At 71.9% G+C, this 15,852-nt stretch carries 22 protein-coding genes; 13 read left to right on the forward strand and 9 right to left on the reverse strand.

The features are described from left to right. Positions 1-237: 237 nt before the first annotated feature. Genes trxB through ABZ078_RS42465 form a run of 3 tightly spaced genes read right to left on the reverse strand, consistent with a single transcriptional unit; the run spans position 238 to position 2,326 of the window. Entirely contained in the window at positions 238-1,221 is a 984-nt protein-coding gene (trxB, locus tag ABZ078_RS42455) for a thioredoxin-disulfide reductase (RefSeq protein ID WP_356583910.1), read from the reverse strand. A gap of 5 nt (positions 1,222-1,226) precedes the next feature. After that, positions 1,227-1,646, reverse strand: coding sequence for an arsenate reductase ArsC (locus tag ABZ078_RS42460; protein ID WP_356583890.1), 420 nt, complete (start codon positions 1,644-1,646; stop codon positions 1,227-1,229). 44 nt (positions 1,647-1,690) lie between these two features. After that, positions 1,691-2,326, reverse strand: coding sequence for an arsenate reductase ArsC (locus ABZ078_RS42465; protein ID WP_356583891.1), 636 nt, complete (start codon positions 2,324-2,326; stop codon positions 1,691-1,693). Positions 2,327-2,399: 73 nt separating this feature from the next. Here ABZ078_RS42465 and ABZ078_RS42470 point away from each other — a divergent pair, with 73 nt between their 5' ends. From ABZ078_RS42470 to ABZ078_RS42480, 3 genes are read left to right on the forward strand one after another with little or no spacing between them, the layout of a single operon-like run. Further along, positions 2,400-2,708, forward strand: coding sequence for a metalloregulator ArsR/SmtB family transcription factor (locus ABZ078_RS42470; RefSeq protein WP_356583892.1), 309 nt, complete (start codon positions 2,400-2,402; stop codon positions 2,706-2,708). Then, a complete protein-coding gene (arsB, locus tag ABZ078_RS42475) occupies positions 2,705-3,799 on the forward strand; it encodes an ACR3 family arsenite efflux transporter (RefSeq protein ID WP_356583893.1) in 1,095 nt (364 codons plus the stop codon). Before ABZ078_RS42470 ends, arsB begins: the two co-directional genes overlap by 4 nt. Continuing rightward, a complete protein-coding gene (locus tag ABZ078_RS42480; RefSeq protein ID WP_356583894.1) occupies positions 3,796-4,860 on the forward strand; it encodes an ArsO family NAD(P)H-dependent flavin-containing monooxygenase in 1,065 nt (354 codons plus the stop codon). The genes arsB and ABZ078_RS42480 overlap by 4 nt, the downstream gene beginning before the upstream one ends. Positions 4,861-4,876: 16 nt before the next feature. Here the strand turns inward: ABZ078_RS42480 and ABZ078_RS42485 are convergent, their stop codons facing one another. Continuing rightward, positions 4,877-5,275 carry a heavy metal-responsive transcriptional regulator gene (locus ABZ078_RS42485; RefSeq protein ID WP_356583895.1) on the reverse strand — a complete coding sequence of 133 codons (399 nt, stop codon included), beginning with the start codon at positions 5,273-5,275 and terminating at the stop codon, positions 4,877-4,879. Positions 5,276-5,330: 55 nt separating this feature from the next. On the opposite strand from ABZ078_RS42485, the gene ABZ078_RS42490 reads away from it, so the two are divergent. Together ABZ078_RS42490 and ABZ078_RS42495 are read left to right on the forward strand one after the other, a co-directional pair. Further along, positions 5,331-6,314, forward strand: coding sequence for an alkylmercury lyase family protein (locus ABZ078_RS42490; RefSeq protein ID WP_356583896.1), 984 nt, complete (start codon positions 5,331-5,333; stop codon positions 6,312-6,314). A gap of 80 nt (positions 6,315-6,394) precedes the next feature. Next, positions 6,395-6,934, forward strand: a complete 540-nt coding sequence (locus tag ABZ078_RS42495) for a DinB family protein (protein WP_356583897.1) — start codon at positions 6,395-6,397, stop codon at positions 6,932-6,934. Between the two features lie 100 nt (positions 6,935-7,034). Here ABZ078_RS42495 and ABZ078_RS42500 read toward each other — a convergent pair whose 3' ends face one another. From ABZ078_RS42500 to ABZ078_RS42520, 5 genes are all read right to left on the reverse strand, one after another. Continuing rightward, positions 7,035-7,370 (reverse strand): YnfA family protein, encoded by a 336-nt coding sequence (locus tag ABZ078_RS42500; protein ID WP_356583898.1) that lies wholly within the window; start codon positions 7,368-7,370, stop codon positions 7,035-7,037. Between the two features lie 11 nt (positions 7,371-7,381). Further along, a complete protein-coding gene (locus ABZ078_RS42505; protein ID WP_356583899.1) occupies positions 7,382-7,693 on the reverse strand; it encodes a hypothetical protein in 312 nt (103 codons plus the stop codon). After that, positions 7,677-8,120: a MerR family transcriptional regulator gene (locus tag ABZ078_RS42510; protein ID WP_356583900.1), complete on the reverse strand. Its 444-nt coding sequence runs from the start codon at positions 8,118-8,120 to the stop codon at positions 7,677-7,679. The genes ABZ078_RS42505 and ABZ078_RS42510 overlap by 17 nt, the downstream gene beginning before the upstream one ends. A 2-nt stretch (positions 8,121-8,122) precedes the next feature. Then, a complete protein-coding gene (locus tag ABZ078_RS42515; protein WP_356583901.1) occupies positions 8,123-8,269 on the reverse strand; it encodes a hypothetical protein in 147 nt (48 codons plus the stop codon). A gap of 321 nt (positions 8,270-8,590) precedes the next feature. After that, positions 8,591-9,202: a recombinase family protein gene (locus ABZ078_RS42520; RefSeq protein ID WP_356583902.1), complete on the reverse strand. Its 612-nt coding sequence runs from the start codon at positions 9,200-9,202 to the stop codon at positions 8,591-8,593. 105 nt (positions 9,203-9,307) lie between these two features. Here ABZ078_RS42520 and ABZ078_RS42525 point away from each other — a divergent pair, with 105 nt between their 5' ends. From ABZ078_RS42525 to ABZ078_RS42560, 8 genes are all read left to right on the forward strand, one after another. Continuing rightward, positions 9,308-9,976, forward strand: a complete 669-nt coding sequence (locus tag ABZ078_RS42525; protein WP_356583903.1) for a thioredoxin domain-containing protein — start codon at positions 9,308-9,310, stop codon at positions 9,974-9,976. Further along, the gene (locus ABZ078_RS42530; protein WP_356583904.1) at positions 9,973-10,617 is read left to right on the forward strand and encodes a vitamin K epoxide reductase family protein; all 645 of its coding nucleotides are present in this window, start codon (positions 9,973-9,975) and stop codon (positions 10,615-10,617) included. The genes ABZ078_RS42525 and ABZ078_RS42530 overlap by 4 nt, the downstream gene beginning before the upstream one ends. Before the next feature lie 41 nt (positions 10,618-10,658). Next, on the forward strand, positions 10,659-11,252 hold the full coding sequence (locus tag ABZ078_RS42535) for a TlpA disulfide reductase family protein (RefSeq protein ID WP_356583905.1): 594 nt from the start codon (positions 10,659-10,661) through the stop codon (positions 11,250-11,252). Positions 11,253-11,261: 9 nt separating this feature from the next. Beyond that, positions 11,262-12,008 (forward strand): cytochrome c biogenesis protein CcdA, encoded by a 747-nt coding sequence (locus ABZ078_RS42540; protein WP_356583911.1) that lies wholly within the window; start codon positions 11,262-11,264, stop codon positions 12,006-12,008. 39 nt (positions 12,009-12,047) lie between these two features. Further along, complete coding sequence (locus ABZ078_RS42545; protein ID WP_356583906.1) at positions 12,048-12,437, forward strand: metalloregulator ArsR/SmtB family transcription factor; 390 nt, start codon at positions 12,048-12,050, stop codon at positions 12,435-12,437. Positions 12,438-12,442: 5 nt separating this feature from the next. Beyond that, positions 12,443-13,102: an SCO family protein gene (locus tag ABZ078_RS42550; RefSeq protein WP_356583907.1), complete on the forward strand. Its 660-nt coding sequence runs from the start codon at positions 12,443-12,445 to the stop codon at positions 13,100-13,102. A gap of 183 nt (positions 13,103-13,285) precedes the next feature. Then, on the forward strand, positions 13,286-13,699 hold the full coding sequence (locus ABZ078_RS42555) for a metalloregulator ArsR/SmtB family transcription factor (protein WP_356583908.1): 414 nt from the start codon (positions 13,286-13,288) through the stop codon (positions 13,697-13,699). Next, the gene (locus ABZ078_RS42560) at positions 13,692-15,776 is read left to right on the forward strand and encodes a cation-translocating P-type ATPase (protein WP_356583909.1); all 2,085 of its coding nucleotides are present in this window, start codon (positions 13,692-13,694) and stop codon (positions 15,774-15,776) included. Before ABZ078_RS42555 ends, ABZ078_RS42560 begins: the two co-directional genes overlap by 8 nt. Positions 15,777-15,852: the final 76 nt, after the last annotated feature.

Here is a 15,852-nt window from a genome sequence, read left to right on the forward strand (position 1 = left end):
GCCCAAGGGCGTGACCTTGGACGGCCTGCGTCAAGACCGGATCCTCAACGAGGCATTCGAGAGTGCCGATCCGCTGAAGCTGATGAGGCTGTTCGGCATTACGGAGAAGACCGCGATGCGCTACGCCGGCGTGGCCCCCCAGAGAAGACCTCCCAACTTCCACGGTGACGGCCGGTGCGAGAACAGCAGCGGCAGGGCCGCCCGGAGCTTCCGGACGGCCCCGCCTGCGAGTGTTGCTCAGGCCGGGACGGCAGCGGTCGCCGACTCGGTCTCTGTCGCGCCACGGGCGGCGAGGTAGCGCTCGGCGTCCAGGGCCGCGGCCGCACCGGTACCGGCGGCGGTGATGGCCTGGCGGTAGGCGTGGTCAACGACGTCGCCGGCGGCGAACACTTCGGGCAGGCTCGTGTGTGTCGACGGGGAGGCGACCTCGATGTACCCCTCGGCGTCGAGGTCGAGCTGGCCGGTGAACAGCTCGGTGCGCGGGTCGTGGCCGATCGCAATGAACAGCCCCGTCACGTCCAGGTCGCGGGTGGCGCCGGTAGGCACGTCCCGCAGGACGACGCCGCCCAGCATGCCGTTGATCTCCTTGATCTCGGCGACCTCGCTGTCGGAGGCGAAGGAGATCTTGTCGTCGGCGAAGGCCCGGTCCTGCATGACCTTGGAGGCGCGCAGGGTGGAGCGGCGGTGGACGACGGTGACCGACTTGGCGAAGCGGGTGAGGAAGGTGGCCTCCTCCATGGCGGTGTCGCCGCCGCCGACCACGACGATGTCCCGGTCGCGGAAGAAGAACCCGTCGCAGGTCGCGCACCAGGACACGCCGCGGCCGGACAGCTCGTCCTCCCTGGGCAGGCCGAGTTTGCGGTAGCCGGAGCCGGTCGCGATGATCACCGTCCGGGCGCGGTGGACGGTGCCGGCGGTGTCGGTGAGCAGCTTGATGTCGCCGGTCAGGTCGACGGAGACGATGTCGTCGTCGATCATCTCGGCGCCGAACTTCTCGGCCTGGGCCCGCATGTTCTCCATCAGGACCGGGCCGTCGACGCCGTCGGGGAAGCCGGGGAAGTTTTCCACCTCGGTCGTGGTGGTCAGCGAGCCGCCGACGAAGATGGAGCTGCCGAACAGCAGGGGTCTGAGCTGGGCGCGGGCGGTGTAGAGGGCGGCGGTGTATCCGGCGGGGCCGGAGCCGATGATGACGACCTCGCGGACGTCGCCGGGGTGGGTCACGGGGGTCACGCCTCCTGCCGGGCGTCGATCTCGGCGATGAGCGCCTCGATGCGGGTCTTGATCTCGTCGCGGATCGGGCGGACGGCGTCGACACCCTTGCCGGCCGGGTCTTCCAGGGCCCAGTCGAGGTACTTCTTGCCGGGGAAGATGGGGCAGGCGTCGCCGCAGCCCATGGTGATGACGTAGTCGGACGCCTGGACGGCCTCCGTGGTGAGGATCTTCGGCTTGGCGTCGGCGATGTCGATGCCGACTTCCCTCATCGCCTCGACGGCGGCCGGGTTGACCCGGTCGCCGGGGATGGAGCCGGCGGAGCGGACCTCCACACGGTCGCCTGCGAGGTGGTTGAGGAAACCGGCGGCCATCTGGGAGCGGCCGGCGTTGTGGACGCAGACGAACAGCACGGAGGCGAGCGGGGCGGTGGACATGCGTTCTTCCTTCACGAGGTGAGTGGCAGGTGGTGCGGGGCGGTTCAGGTGCTCGGCAGGCCGGCGAGCAGGTCGGTGATGCGGGTGTTGATGTCGTCGCGGATCTGGCGGACGACTTCGATCGGGGCGCCGTCGGGGTCGGCCACGGGCCAGTCCAGGTAGCGGCGGCCGGGCACCACGGGGCAGGCGTCGCCGCAGCCCATGGTGATGACGATGTCGGCGGCGTGGACGACCTCGTCGGTCAGCGGCTTGGGGAACGCCCCGGCCGGATCGGCGCCGGCCTCGCTGAGGACCTGTGCGATGTGCGGCTCGATCTCGGGTTTGGGGTGGGTGCCCGCGGAGGAGGCGGTGACCCGGCCGGCCGCCCGGTGCTGAAGGAGCGCGGCGGCGAGCTGGGAGCGGCCGGCGTTGTGGCTGCACACGAACAGCACCCGCGGCAGCCCGGAACCCGGCGTGCCCTGGTTATGGGCGAGGGCGTCGAGGCGTTCGGCGGTCAGGCGCTCGGCCAGCACGACCAGGTGCGTGGTGACCGAGGCGGTCTCGGCCAGGCGCCGGTAGGAGTCGGTGAGCAGGCCCTGCACGGTCTCGGCCGACAAGCGGCCGGCGTGCCGGGCGGCCAGGCGGGCGGCGCCGGCGGCCAGGCGCTCGTCGGGCAGGGCGGGCAAGGGAACGGCGGACATGGGAGACCCCTTCGACGGGCCTATAGGTCAGCCCGGCTGGTATCAGCATCAGGTGATGTGAGAGTATCAGCCCATGATGACGTCAGTCGACACTGACCTGATCCGGGTGCTGGCCGACCCGCTCAGGCTCCGAATCGTGACCCTGCTAGCCCAGGAGACGCTCTGCACCACCCACCTGGTGGAGGAGACCGGCGCCCGGCAGACCAACCTGTCCAACCACCTGAGGGTGCTGCGCGAGGCCGGGGTGGTCGAGACCGAGCCGTGCGGCCGGTACACGTACTACAAGCTGCGCCCCGACGTCCTCGCCCAGCTTGCCGGGCAGTTCACCGCCCTGGCCGAGTCCGCCCGTACCGCCGCTGAGAACAAGAGGGCCTGTCCGTGACCCGCACCGAAGCACCCGCGACCACCGGCGCGGAAACGTCGATCGCCGCGAAGATGTCGACCCTCGACCGCTTCCTCGCGGTGTGGATCCTGCTCGCCATGGCCGTCGGCCTCGGCCTCGGCCGCGCCATTCCGGGACTGAACGACGCCCTGGCCAAGGTGGAGATCGGCGGCATCTCCCTGCCCATCGCCATCGGCCTGCTGATCATGATGTACCCGGTGCTCGCCAAGGTCCGCTACGACAAGCTGGACGCGGTCACCGGCGACCGCAAGCTGATGGCCTCCTCCCTGGTCGTCAACTGGCTCATCGGCCCGGCGGTGATGTTCGCCCTCGCCTGGATCTTCCTGCCGGACCTGCCCGAGTACCGCACCGGCCTGATCATCGTCGGGCTGGCCCGCTGCATCGCCATGGTCATCATCTGGAACGACCTGGCCTGCGGCGACCGCGAGGCCGCCGCCGTGCTCGTCGCGCTGAACTCGGTCTTCCAGGTCCTGGCCTTCGGCCTGCTCGGCTGGTTCTACCTCGACCTGCTGCCCGGCTGGCTGGGCCTGGGCAACGGCGAGAACCTCGACATCTCCATGTGGGAGATCGCCCTCAATGTCGTCGTCTTCCTCGGCGTCCCGCTGCTCGCCGGCTTCCTCACCCGCCGCATCGGCGAGCAGAAGATGGGCCGCGAGCGGTACGAGAACGGCTTCCTGCCGAAGATCGGCCCCTGGGGGCTGTACGGCCTGCTCTTCACGATCGTCATCCTCTTCGCCCTCCAGGGCAAGACCATCACCTCCCAGCCGCTGGACGTCGCCCGCATCGCGCTGCCGCTGCTGGTCTACTTCACCGTCATGTGGTTCGGCACCTTCGCCCTGGGCAAGGCGATCGGCCTGACCTACGAGCGCACCACCACGCTCGCCTTCACCGCGGCCGGCAACAACTTCGAGCTCGCCATCGCGGTCGCCATCGCCACCTTCGGCGTCACCTCCGGTCAGGCCCTGTCCGGCGTGGTCGGCCCGCTGATCGAGGTGCCGATCCTGGTCGGCCTGATCTACGTGTCCCTGGCCTGGCGCAAGAAGTTCACCACCGCGCAGCCGGGTTCATGACGCAGAGCGTGGATGTGGTGGTGGCCGGCGGCGGCCAGGCAGGGCTCGCCGCCGGCTACCACCTGCGCCGCCTCGGCATCGACTTCACCGTCCTCGGCGCCGACCCGGCGCCGGGCGGAGCGTGGCAGCACATGTGGGACTCGCTGCACCTGTTCTCCCCGGCCGACCACTCCTCGCTGCCCGGCCGGCTCATGCCCACCCAGCCCGGCGAGACGTACCCGGATGCCGGGCACGTGGTGGACTACCTCGCCGACTACGAGAAGCGCTACGGCCTGCCCGTCCAGCACGGCGCCCGCGTGGGCGCCGTACGCCGCGACGGCGACCGGCTCCTGGTCGAGGCCGACACCGGCACCTGGCGGGCCCGGGCAGTGGTCAGCGCGACCGGCACCTGGTCCCGTCCCTTCCTCCCCGCCGTCCCCGGCCGCAACCCCTTCGCCGGGCGCCAGCTGCACACGGTGAACTACCGCTCCCCGGCCGACTTCGCCGGACAGCGCGTCGTCGTGGTCGGCGGCGGCAACTCCGGCGCCCAGATCGCCGCCGACCTCGCCCTGGCCGGCGACGTGACGGTGACGTGGGCGACCCGGCGCCCGCCCCGCTTCCTGCCCGACGACATCGACGGCCGCATCCTGTTCGACGTCGCCACCACCCGCCGCCGCGCCCCCGACGAAGGCCGCGGCGACACCGGCGGGGTGGCCTCGCTCGGCGACATCGTCGCCGTCCCGCCGGTCCGCGCCGCCCGCGACGCCGGACTCCTTGACCTGAAGCCGATGTTCCCCCGGCTCACCGCCACCGGCGTCCGGTGGGCCGACGGCAGCCGGTCGGACGCGGACGCGATCATCTGGTGCACCGGCTTCCGGCCCGCCCTGGCCCACCTCGCCCCGCTGAACCTGCGCGGGGCGAGCGGCCAGGTTGCGACCGCTGGTACCCGGGCGGTCGGTGAACCCCGCCTGCACCTGCTCGGCTACGGCGACTGGACCGGCCCCGCCTCCGCCACCCTCATCGGCGTGGGCCGCCCCGCGCGCGACGCCGCCCGGGACATCGCGCAGCAGCTGAGCAGCTGACGCCGCCCACCGGGCGTCAGGGCCGCGCGAGGATCGTGCAGATGTCGCCGGCCGAGCAGGTGTCCGGGGCGGTCACAGCGGCCCGGCGCGCCAACTCACGCAAGACCGTGCGAGCCTGGCGGAGTTCGGCCATCCGTCGGTCGATCTCCGCCAGGTGCTCCTCGATGAGCACGCCGACCTGGGCGCACGGCGCCTGGCCGCTGTCCCGCAGGGCAAGGACGGAGCGGATCTCGGCGAGGGTGAGCCCGGCGGCCTGGGCGTCGCGGACGAACGAGAGCCGGGCGACGGTGTGGGCCGGATAGTCGCGGTAGCCGCCGGGGGTGCGCGGGGGCGCGGGCAGCAGGCCGGCCTGCTCGTAGAAGCGGATCGTCTTCGTGGTCAGTCCCGTCTCGGTGGCGAGCTCCCCGATGCGCATGTCTTCAGCGTACGGCTTGACCTTCCAGTGCACTGGAAGGTCTACGGTCGCCCTTATGAGGATCACCGTGCTGACCGTGCCTGACTGCCCCAACGCCCCCATGGTCCGCGAACGGATCACCGCAGCACTGGACGGCGGGCAGGCCCAGGTAGAGCTGATCGAGGTGCGCGAGGAGGCGGAGGCGGCCCGATGGCAGATGACCGGTTCGCCCACGGTCCTGGTGGACGGCGTCGACCCCTTCGCCATGGCCGGTGCTCCGGCGAGCGTGTCCTGCCGCCTGTACCGGGACAGGGAAGGCCGGCCCGACGGGGCGCCGAGCATCGAGGCCCTGCGCAAGGCGTTCGCCGGCGCCGCGGTGTCCGCGTCCGCGCCTGTCGATGAGTGCTGCGGGGACGGCCGTGATGTGCTGGATCCGATCGGCCGGGCCGGCCGCGGCCGACGCGCCCCCGACGAGCGCGGCCTGCGCGCGGTCCACCAGGCCGTGCTGCGGCACTTCGCCGCCACCGGCTCCGCGCCCGAACCGGCCGACCTCGCCGCCGCCGCGGCCGCGGCAGGCCGTACGGCCGTGGACGTGCTGGCCGAGCTGGACCGCGAAGACTTCCTCACCCTTGACGCCGGCGGGCGGATCTGTGCGGCGTATCCGTTCTCCGCGGTGCCGACCCCGCACCGCCTGCGCCTGGCCAACGGGGTGGAGGCGTGGGCGATGTGCGCGATCGACGCCCTCGGCGTGGCCGCGATGCTCCACCAGGACGTCGCGATCACCTCCGGTGACCCGGTCGACGGCCGTCCGATCACGGTCGCCTTCACCGGCGGCACCGCACGCTGGGAGCCGGCCGAAGCGGTCGTCTTCGTCGGCCGGCGGGCGAAGACCGGCCCGGCGGCCGCCGTGTGCTGCGACGCGCTGAACTTCTTCGCCGATTCCTCCACGGCCGAGGCGTGGGCCCGCCGGCACCCCGAGGTTCCCGGCCGGATCACCACCCAGGCCGAAGCCCTGCGCATCGCCGAGCAGACCTTCGGTCCACTCCTGGACCGGGACTGACCGCAGTGGGTTCGGTCCCGCCCCCGGCCGGGGGCGGTACTCATCCACCCCCGGGCACGAGTGTGGGCGAGCGGAGCAGCATGGGAGAGCACACGGCGATGGACCGGCAGGCCGTACGCGACGACTACGCGCGGGCGCGGCAGACCTTCCACGCCCTTGTGGACACCGCCTCGCAGGGCGGCCTTGATCGCCTGAGTGACGGCACGCGGTGGACCAACCGGCAGCTGCTGTGGCACATGCTCTTCGGCTACATCATCGCCCGCGTCCTGCTGGTCCTGGCACGCATTTTCAGTCGGCTGCCCCGGCGGCTGGGCCAAGGTTTCGCCCGGCTGCTGGACGCTGGGACCAAGCCGTTCGACCTCGTCAACTGCCTCGGACCCTGCGGGGCCGCCAGGGTCGTCACCCCGCGGCGGATGGCTGCCATGCTCGACCGGATCACCGGCACGTTGGAGCGGCGCCTAACCGCCGAAGCCGACGCCGGCCTCGCCCGCGGAATGCACTACCCCGTCCGATGGGACCCCTTCTTCAAGGACTTCATGACCCTCGCGGACATCTACCGCTACCCCACCCAGCACTTCGACTTCCACCACCGCCAGCTGACCCTCGACGAGCCGGACTGAGCGGGAGCCGGGCCAGCCGCTCGCCATTCGGCGGTCCGGGACCGCCGCGCTCATCCCCGAGGCCAGGCGCGCGGGCCGCGTACTGAAAGCCAGGAGCTGGTCAGTGGCTGCGGGGCGCATACATGATCACGGCCATCCCGGCGAGGCACACCAGGGCGCCGATCACGTCCCAGCGGTCGGGCCGGTAGCCGTCGGCGACCATGCCCCAGGCGATCGACCCGGCCACGAAGATCCCGCCGTACGCGGCGAGGATGCGGCCGAAGTTGTCGTCGGACTGGAAGGTGGCGACCACCCCGTACAGGCCGAGGGCGATGACGCCGGCGCCGATCCAGATCCAGCCCTTGTGCTCGCGGATGCCCTGCCAGACCAGCCAGGCGCCGCCGATCTCGAAGAGGGCGGCGACGACGAACAGGGCGACGGAACGAGCGATGGTCATACCGGTGGACCCTACCGGCGGCCCGTGCCGCTGATCTTCAGGGGGTCGGCTGCCGCCTTGCAGCCGCATCCGCCCTGACCTGCGGTCCTCGGCGAGCAGGAGCAGGTGCGGCGGCGTTGGCCAAGCCACCAAGTACCAGAGGCGAGCACGGCCAGGACGACGGCGAGGGCGGGCAGCCAGCCCACCACCGCCCCGGCACCGGCGCCGACGACGCCCGCGGTGATCAGGACGGGCAGCGCGCAGCAGGCCACGCAGGCCAGGGCGGCCAGGCCCCCGAGCGCCTTCGGGGCGCGGTGGGGGCGCAGGTCAGCAGGGTCCGGCATGGCGGTTCTCCTCGGCGAGGTCGGTGAAGGGGATGGGGCAGCAGGCGCTGGACGCGCAGACGGTCAGGTCGTCGCAGCCCGCTTCGACGGCTGTGGCCAGGGCGGTGCGAATGGTGGTGAGGTCGGCGATCTTCGCGTCGACCTCGGCGAGCTTGGCCGCGGCACGCTCCTGGAGCCCAGCGACGGGGCGGCCGTGGCGGTGCCGGCCGGCCTCCAGGAGTTCGGCGACCTCATCCAGCGTGAACCCGAGCCGCTGGGCGGCCTTGATCACCCGCAGCGCGGTGACCGCCTCCTCGCCGTAGAGGCGGTGGCCGCCGTTACTGCGTTCCGGCTCGGCCAGCAGGCCGCGCCGCTCGTAGTAGCGCAGCGTCTGGACGTTCACCCCGGCCGCTTCGGCGACCTGCCCGCTGCGCAGGCCCGTACTCACCGCTACTTCCCGGCGGCAGCGGTCCGCGCGGCAAGGGCGTCCAGGACGGCCTCGTGCTCAGGGTCCACCGTGATGTCCAGGCCGATCAGGTCCGTGCCGGGGATGGTGGTGAAGGTGAAGAACGAGCAGCAGCCGCTCTCGCGCTCCACCAGGTCCCGGACCCGGTCCTCGACGCCCGGCCCCCCCCGCCAGGTCCAGGCGCAGACGGAGCGGCTGGGGCCTGGACAGCGAGGTCAGCCGCTCGGTGAACAGCGCATCCCACTCCGCGACCCGCAGGGGCCGCTGTTCGGTGGGCAGCGTGCAGGACTGCGGCACCCACGCCAGATCACTCATCGCACTCTCCCGTCATCACGTCCCGCAGAGCGGGAACACCTCCGACGGTAAACCTGTCCCTGGGTACCGGTTGCAAGTCCGGCCCGGTGGGGGTCCAGCCAAGGTGAGGCCAAAAGCCACAACGGCTCCGTCGTGAGCTACGAGGTACTTTCTTCGAGCTGGCGCGGAACGCGGGCGGCGCGTGGTTCGCGCAGGTCGGGGATGTGGTGGTAGAGGGTGCCGGCGGAGATGACGAGGAGTTTCGCGATGGACTCGATGCTGTTCTTCGGGTTGGGGAGCATATCGCGGGCTGCGCGCAAGAGCTCGGGCGTGATGACCGAGGGGCGCCCGCCGGTCCGGCCGCGGGCGCGGGCGGCGGCCAGGCCCTCATTCGTCCCCGCGACGATGAGCTCGCGGATGAACTCCGCGAGCGCGGCGAAGACGTGGAAGATCAGACGCCCGCCGGGGGTGGTGTCCAGGTTCTCGTGGAGCGAGGTGAAGCCGACACCGCGTCTGCGGAGTTCGGCGACCATGTTGATGAGGCCCTGGAGGCTGCGGCCGTAGCGGTCGAGCGAGGGGACCACCAGGGTGTCGCCGGGGTCGAGGAAAGCGTGGCACGCCGTCAGTTCGGGGCGGAGGGCGTTCCTGCCGGACTGCTTGTCCGCGAAGATCTTCCGGCATCCGGCGGTGGTGAGTGCGCCAAGGTTTCCTGAAGGTCGCGTTGTCGATCGGAGTCCTTCGAGGGGTGGTGGCGCGGGCGGAGGTATCAACGTCCGTTAGGGTGTTGATGCGTCGTCGGCGGCTGCGGAGGTTGTGCCGGGCTGGGGGGAGGCGCGCGTGTCCGTGTTCCCGCCCTCCCCATCGGCTGAAGGCTCATGACGAAAAACCTCAAGATCTCCCTCGCGCTGGTCGCCGTCGTTCTGGCGGTCGTCGCCGTACTGCTGGCGGCCAACCGCACCCCCCAAGCGTCCGCCGACAAAACGGACGCCGCCCAGGGCAAGGCCGCCCCGGCGTCGGTGCTGGTCCGCCCGGACAGCCACCGGCTGTCGACGGCGAAGGACGGCAAGGTCACCGTGGTGGAGTTCCTGGACCTGGAGTGCGAGTCGTGCCGGGCGGCCTTCCCGGTCGTGGAGCAGCTGCGCGAGGAGTACGAGGGCCGGGTGACGTTCGTGATGCGCTACTTCCCGATACCCAGCCATAAGAACGCCGAGCTGGCCGCGCGGGCGGTGGAGGCCGCCGCCGCACAGGGCAAGCTCGAGGCGATGTACCAGAAGATGTACCAGACCCAGGAGAGCTGGGGGGATCAGCAGGTCTCGCACGAGAAGACCTTCCGCGGCTTCGCCAAGGAGCTCGGGCTGGACATGAAGAAATTCGAGGCGGACTGGAAGGACCCGGCCACCGCGAAGCGGGTGGAGAAGGACCGCCAGGACGGCCTCGCGCTCGGGGTGCAGGGCACGCCGACATTCTTCATCAACGGCCAAAGGCCCCAGATCCAGACGGCGGAGGACTTCAGGGCGGCCATCGAGGCGGAGCTGGCCAAGTGACCGCCGCCGCACCCGCCACCGGGGCCCGGGTGCCTGGCAGCCGGGACGGCGAGCCGGTGGGGCGGCGCCTGGTGGCGTGGGTGCTCACGGTCGGGGGCGCGATCGGGTTCCTGGCCGCCTTCACGCTGACGGTGGAGAAGATCGCCCTGCTCAAGGACTCGTCCTACAGCCCGTCGTGCAGCATCAACCCGGTCCTCAGCTGCGGGTCGGTGATGAACACGCCGCAGGCGGAGGTGTTCGGCTTCCCCAACCCGCTGCTGGGCATCGCCGGCTTCGCCGTGGTCACCACGGTCGGCGTGGCACTGCTGACCGGTGCGGTGCTGCCGCGCTGGTTCTGGTGGGGCCTGCAGGCCGGCGTCGTGTGCGGCCTGGTCTTCGTCCACTGGCTGATCTTCCAGAGCCTGTACCGGATCGGCGCCCTGTGCCCGTACTGCATGGTCGTGTGGACGGTGATGATCCCCGTCTTCTGGTACACCACCCTCCACGCCGTCACCCGCGGCGATCTGCCCGTGCCCGGCGCGGTACGGCGCGCGGCGAGCGCGCTGGCCCGCTACCACGGTGTGGTCCTCACCTGCTGGTATCTGGCCGTCGCCATGCTGATCCTTGAGCGGTTCTGGCTGTACTGGACCACCCTCGTCTGACCTTGCACCCCACAGTTGATCACCACCAGAAGGCCTTTGTGATGACCACCTCATCTCCCGGCGCGGGGATAGCGCGCCGCACCGCCCTGCTCGCGCTGCCGCTTGCTGCCCTGGCTGCGGTCGGCTGCTCCCAGGGCGGGGCTCAGGACGACTCGTCCGGTTCGGCGGCGCCGCGGCAGCTGCTCACCATTGCCGCCGCCGACCGCAAGCCTGCGCCGGACGTGCGGGGCGAGACCCTGACCGGCGAGCAGCTCGCACTGGCGGACTACCGCGGCAAGATCGTCGTTGTGAACGTGTGGGGTTCGTGGTGCAACCCGTGCCGGGCCGAGGCGCCGCACCTGCAGAAGGTGCACCAGGACACCGAGGACCAGGGCGTGGCCTTCCTCGGCATCAACACCCGCGACTCCACCCGCCGCAACGCGCTGGCCTTCGAGAAGGACTACGGCATCACCTACCCCAGCCTGTGGGATCCGGACGGGCGGCAGCTGCTGAAGTTCAAGGGCACCATCTCCCCGTCGGCGATCCCCAGCACCGTGGTGATCGACCGGGACGGCCGCATCGCGGCCCGCGCGCTCAAGGCCCTCAGCGAGGCCGAGCTGCGCGAGCTGCTCGCCCCCGTGCTGAAGGAGGGCTGAGCCGTGCAGATGGCCGCGGGCCTGGAGTCCACCGTGCTGACCGGGTCGTTGCTGCTGGCGCTGCCGATCGCCGCGCTGGCCGGGGCGGTGTCGTTCTTCTCCCCGTGCGTGCTGCCGCTGGTGCCCGGCTACCTGTCCTACGTCACCGGCATCAGCGGCGCCGACCTCGCCGACGCCCGCCGCGGGCGGATCGTGGGCGGGACGCTGCTGTTCCTGGCCGGCTTCACGGCCGTGTTCGTCTCCTTCGGCGCCGCGTTCGGCTACGCCGGCAACACGCTGCTGGAACACCAGGACGTGCTGATCCGGGTCCTGGGGGCGCTGACCATCGTCATGGGGCTGTCGTTCATGGGCGTGCTGCCGGGGATGAGCCGGGAGTGGCGGCTGCACCGCCGCCCGGCGGCCGGCCTGGCCGGCGCCCCGCTGCTCGGGGTGCTGTTCGGGCTGGGCTGGACGCCATGCATCGGCCCGACCCTGGCCGCCGTGCAGGCCCTCGCCTTCCAAGAGGCCAGCGCCTCACGCGGCGCGGTGCTGACGGTGGCCTACTGTGCGGGGCTGGGCCTGCCGTTCCTCGCGGCAGGGCTCGCCTTCCGTAAGGCGATGGGCGTCTTCGCCTGGGTCAAGGCCCACTACCAGTGGGTCATGCGCATCGGCGGCCTCATGATGATCGCCATGGGCCTGCTGATGGTCACCGGCGTCTGGAGCTACCTGATCAGCCAGATGCAGTCCTGGTCCGCCGGCTTCACCGTCGGCATCTAAAGCCCCGGCCGCGCCCACGACGCGAATGAAAGGATCCACGTGAGTTCGGAACGGCCAGAGGCGGATGCCTGCGATCTGCTGTGCCTGGACCTGCCGGTCGCCGAGGCCATCCGCGGCGGCATGCCGCCGCTGCCCGGCCTGGAGACCGCCGCCGCGGCGGCCAAGGCCCTGGCCGACCCCACCCGGCTGACGGTGGCGGCGGCCCAGGCCGAGGGCGGCGAGCTGTGCGTGTGCGACCTGGCCTGGGTCGTCGGCCAGGCCCAAAACCTCGTCTCCCACCACCTGCGCCAGCTGCGCCACGCCGGCCTGGCCGCCTCACGCCGCCAGGGACGGCTGGTGATGTACACGCTCACCGACCGCGGCCGCGCCCTGATCCGCGCCGTCCTCGACCCCGCACCCGCCGCACGCCCCACCACGAATCGGACCTGACACCCATGCACCGCACCCGCGCTCTTCGCCTGTCCGCCACCGCCCTCATCGCCGCGGCCCTCCTGGCCGGCTGCGGCACATCCGGCGCCCACCACGAGACCGACAAGCCCGCCGCGCTCTCCGCCGCGAGCGACTCCCCCTACCGCGGCACCGCAATGAACCCCGGCTTCGCCAAGCCGGACCTGGTGCTGACCGACACCACCGACAAGCCCTTCGACCTGCAAAAGCAGACCGCCGGCAAGACCACGCTGGTCTTCTTCGGCTACACCAACTGCCCCGACGTGTGCCCCACCACCATGAGCGACATCTCCGCCGCCCTGGCCAAGCAGCCCCAGACCGTGCGGGACAACGTCCAGGTCGTCTTCGTCACCACCGACCCCGAACGCGACACCCCCGAAAGCCTGGGCACGTGGCTGAAGTCCTTCGGGCCGAACTTCACCGGCCTGTCCGGCGACCTGACCAAGGTCAAGAAGGCCGCGCTCAGCGTCGGCATCTCGGTGGAAGACCCCACAAAGCACCACGACGGCACCGTCACCTCAGATCACGGGACCCAGGTCGTCGCCTTCACCCCCGGCGACAACAAGGGCCGGGTCGTCTACACCCACGGCACCACGGTCGACGACTTCGCCCACGACCTGCCCCTCCTGGTCAAGAACGCCCCCTGACCACCATCTCGCCGCAGGAGCACGCCGAACCCGCCCGCAGCGGATACAGCACTGAAAAGGCCGCCACGAATCCCCGTGGCGGCCTTTTCAGTGCCACTGCCGTGCACGAGCTCGCTCGCACTGCCCACAGCCTCATCTAGATTCAGTCTGTGCTTAATTCAGGTTCGACTGTACTGTTGGAGTATGGAGACGAGTCCTCCCGACGGCCCCGCGGTCGCCGTGAACGCCGCCGCGCTGGCCCGGGTCGGCACCGCACTGGCCGACGAGAACCGGCGCCGGCTGCTGCTGGCCCTGCTGCAGGCGCCCGCCTATCCCTCGGATCTCGCCGACACACTGGGGATGACCCGCGGAAACGTGTCGAACCACCTGTCCTGTCTGCGCGGCTGCGGGCTGGTGCGCGCCGTCCCCGTCGGCCGTCGGGTCCGCTACGAACTGGCCGACCCCAAACTCGCCCACGCCCTCGCCGACCTGGCCGCCCTGGTCCTGCTCGTCGACTCCCAGGGCCCCGCCGACCGGGTATGCGCCCCGGACGACTACTCCTGTCCCGCCGACGAGGGCACCACGCCGTCCCCGACCGAGGAGGCCCTCCATGGCTGACGCGTGCTGCGCAACCGACACGCCCACCCCGGCTGCCTCCGCCGCCGAGCCGGCCGCACCCCCGGCCGCTCTCTGGCAGGTCCGCGAACTCCAGGCGGCCGCCGCCTCCGGCGTCCTGCTGCTGACCTCCCTCTTCCTGCCCGGCCCCGGGGACACGACGGCCGAGCTGGCGGCCCTGCTCGTCGGCGCGGCGACCTTCGTCCCCGGCACCCTGCGCGGCCTGCTCAAGGGGCGGCTCGGCGTGGGGATGCTGATGACCATCGCCGCCGTCGGCGCCGTCGCGCTCGGCGAGTACGGCGAGGCCGCCACCCTGGCCTTCCTCTTCTCCAGCGCCGAGGGCCTCGAAGGCTACGCCGTCGCCCGCACCCAGCACGGCCTGCGCGCCCTGCTCGACCTGGTTCCGCCCACCGCCACCGTGCGGCGCGGCGATACGGAGACCGAGGTGGCCGCCGCCGACCTCCGGGTCGGCGACATCCTGCTGGTCAGGCCCGGAGAGCGGATCGCCACCGACGGCGTCGTCACCTCCGGGCGCAGTGCGCTGGACACGTCCGTGGTCACCGGTGAGTCCGTACCCACGGAGGTCGGCCCCGGCGCCGAGGTGTTCGCCGGCTGCGTCAACGGCGCCGGCGCCCTTCAGATCACCGTCACCGCGACCGCCCGGGACAACTCCCTGGCCCGCCTGGTCCACATCGTCCACGAGGCCCAGGAACGCAAGGGCGCCAGCCAGCGCCTCGCCCAGAAGTTCGCCCAACCCCTCGTCCCCGGTGTCCTCGTGCTCGCCGCCCTGATCGCGGCCCTGGGCAGTCTCTTCGGCGACCCCGGGGTGTGGATCGAACGATCCCTGGTCGTCCTGGTCGCCGCCGCCCCGTGCGCCTTCGCCCTGTCCGTCCCGGTCGCGGTGGTCGCCGCGATCGGCGCCGCCTCCAAGGCGGGCGTCCTGGTCAAGGGCGGTGCCGCGGTGGAGGCCCTGGGCAAGGTCAAGATCGTCGCCCTGGATAAGACCGGCACCCTCACCCGCAACGAGCCCACCGTCATCGACGTCGTCCCGGTCGCCGGCACGGACCGCGCCCGGGTCCTGTCGGTGGCCGCCGCGCTGGAGGCCCGCAGCGAACACCCCCTCGCCGCGGCGATCCTCGCCGCCGTCGACCCTCGGGCCCTGACCCCGGGCGACGACGTCGAGGCCGTCCCCGGCAACGGCCTCACCGGCACCGTGGACGGCGGCAAGGCCCGCCTGGGCAAGCCCGGCTTCATCGCACCCGGCCCCCTGGCCGACGACGTCCTGCGCCTCCAGGACGCCGGCGCCACCGTCGCCCTCGTCGAACACGACCATGCCCTGCTCGGCGCCATCGCCGTCCGCGACGAGATCCGCCCCGAGGCCGCCGAGGCCGTCAAGGCCCTGCACGGCCAGGGCATCAAGGTCGTCATGCTCACCGGCGACAACGCCCGCACCGCCGCCGCCATCGCCGCCGCGGCCGGCATCGACGACGCACGCGCCGAACTCCTCCCGCAGGACAAGGCACGCATCGTCACCGAGCTCCAGGCCCGGGGACCGGTGGCGATGGTCGGCGACGGCATCAACGACGCCCCCGCCCTGGCCACCGCCGACGCGGGCATCGCGATGGGCGCCATGGGCAGCGACGTCGCCATCGAGGCCGCCGACATCGCGCTCATGGGCGAGGACCTGCGCCGCCTGCCCGACGCGATCGCCCACACCCGCGCGGCCCGCCGGATCTTCACCCAGAACCTGCTGATGTCCGGCGGCATCCTCGTCGCGCTCGTCCCCCTGGCCGCCACCGGCGTCCTGGGCCTGGCCACCGTGGTCGCCAGCCACGAACTCGCCGAGGTCCTCGTCATCGGCAACGGCATCCGCGCCGGACGCAGGAAGCGCCTGCCCGCCCACCCTGCGCTGCGCGCGGCACACAGGCCCGTCCCGCACGTCCGCATCCCGGCCCGGCCGACCGCCGACACCGTCGCCGCCGCCCCGGCCGCCAAGGTGCTGCTCCCCCTGACCACCGCATCCCCGACGGCTGCCGCCCCGAAGACCGGTGGGGGCTGCTGCGACGGCTGCGGCAGCTGACCCGCCCCTCCTACCGCGACAGAACACGGTCGGCAGCGAGGTGGTCCGGGCGGAGCCGAAGTGCCGCCCGCGCGGG

Origin of the sequence: Streptomyces sp. NPDC006385, from assembly GCF_040612485.1 — a bacterium.
Lineage (GTDB): Bacteria > Actinomycetota > Actinomycetes > Streptomycetales > Streptomycetaceae > Streptomyces.

Coding starts and splice junctions, on each gene's coding strand:
- ABZ078_RS42495 (WP_356583897.1), top strand. CDS start 6,395: ATGGGAGAGCACACGGCGATGGACCGGCAGGCCGTACGCGACGACTAC.
- ABZ078_RS42500 (WP_356583898.1), bottom strand. CDS start 7,370: ATGACCATCGCTCGTTCCGTCGCCCTGTTCGTCGTCGCCGCCCTCTTC.
- ABZ078_RS42460 (WP_356583890.1), bottom strand. CDS start 1,646: ATGTCCACCGCCCCGCTCGCCTCCGTGCTGTTCGTCTGCGTCCACAAC.
- ABZ078_RS42505 (WP_356583899.1), bottom strand. CDS start 7,693: ATGCCGGACCCTGCTGACCTGCGCCCCCACCGCGCCCCGAAGGCGCTC.
- ABZ078_RS42555 (WP_356583908.1), top strand. CDS start 13,286: ATGGAGACGAGTCCTCCCGACGGCCCCGCGGTCGCCGTGAACGCCGCC.
- ABZ078_RS42540 (WP_356583911.1), top strand. CDS start 11,262: ATGGCCGCGGGCCTGGAGTCCACCGTGCTGACCGGGTCGTTGCTGCTG.
- ABZ078_RS42480 (WP_356583894.1), top strand. CDS start 3,796: ATGACGCAGAGCGTGGATGTGGTGGTGGCCGGCGGCGGCCAGGCAGGG.
- ABZ078_RS42485 (WP_356583895.1), bottom strand. CDS start 5,275: ATGCGCATCGGGGAGCTCGCCACCGAGACGGGACTGACCACGAAGACG.
- ABZ078_RS42490 (WP_356583896.1), top strand. CDS start 5,331: ATGAGGATCACCGTGCTGACCGTGCCTGACTGCCCCAACGCCCCCATG.
- ABZ078_RS42525 (WP_356583903.1), top strand. CDS start 9,308: ATGACGAAAAACCTCAAGATCTCCCTCGCGCTGGTCGCCGTCGTTCTG.
- ABZ078_RS42465 (WP_356583891.1), bottom strand. CDS start 2,326: ATGTCCGCCGTTCCCTTGCCCGCCCTGCCCGACGAGCGCCTGGCCGCC.
- ABZ078_RS42535 (WP_356583905.1), top strand. CDS start 10,659: ATGACCACCTCATCTCCCGGCGCGGGGATAGCGCGCCGCACCGCCCTG.
- ABZ078_RS42560 (WP_356583909.1), top strand. CDS start 13,692: ATGGCTGACGCGTGCTGCGCAACCGACACGCCCACCCCGGCTGCCTCC.
- ABZ078_RS42470 (WP_356583892.1), top strand. CDS start 2,400: ATGATGACGTCAGTCGACACTGACCTGATCCGGGTGCTGGCCGACCCG.
- ABZ078_RS42550 (WP_356583907.1), top strand. CDS start 12,443: ATGCACCGCACCCGCGCTCTTCGCCTGTCCGCCACCGCCCTCATCGCC.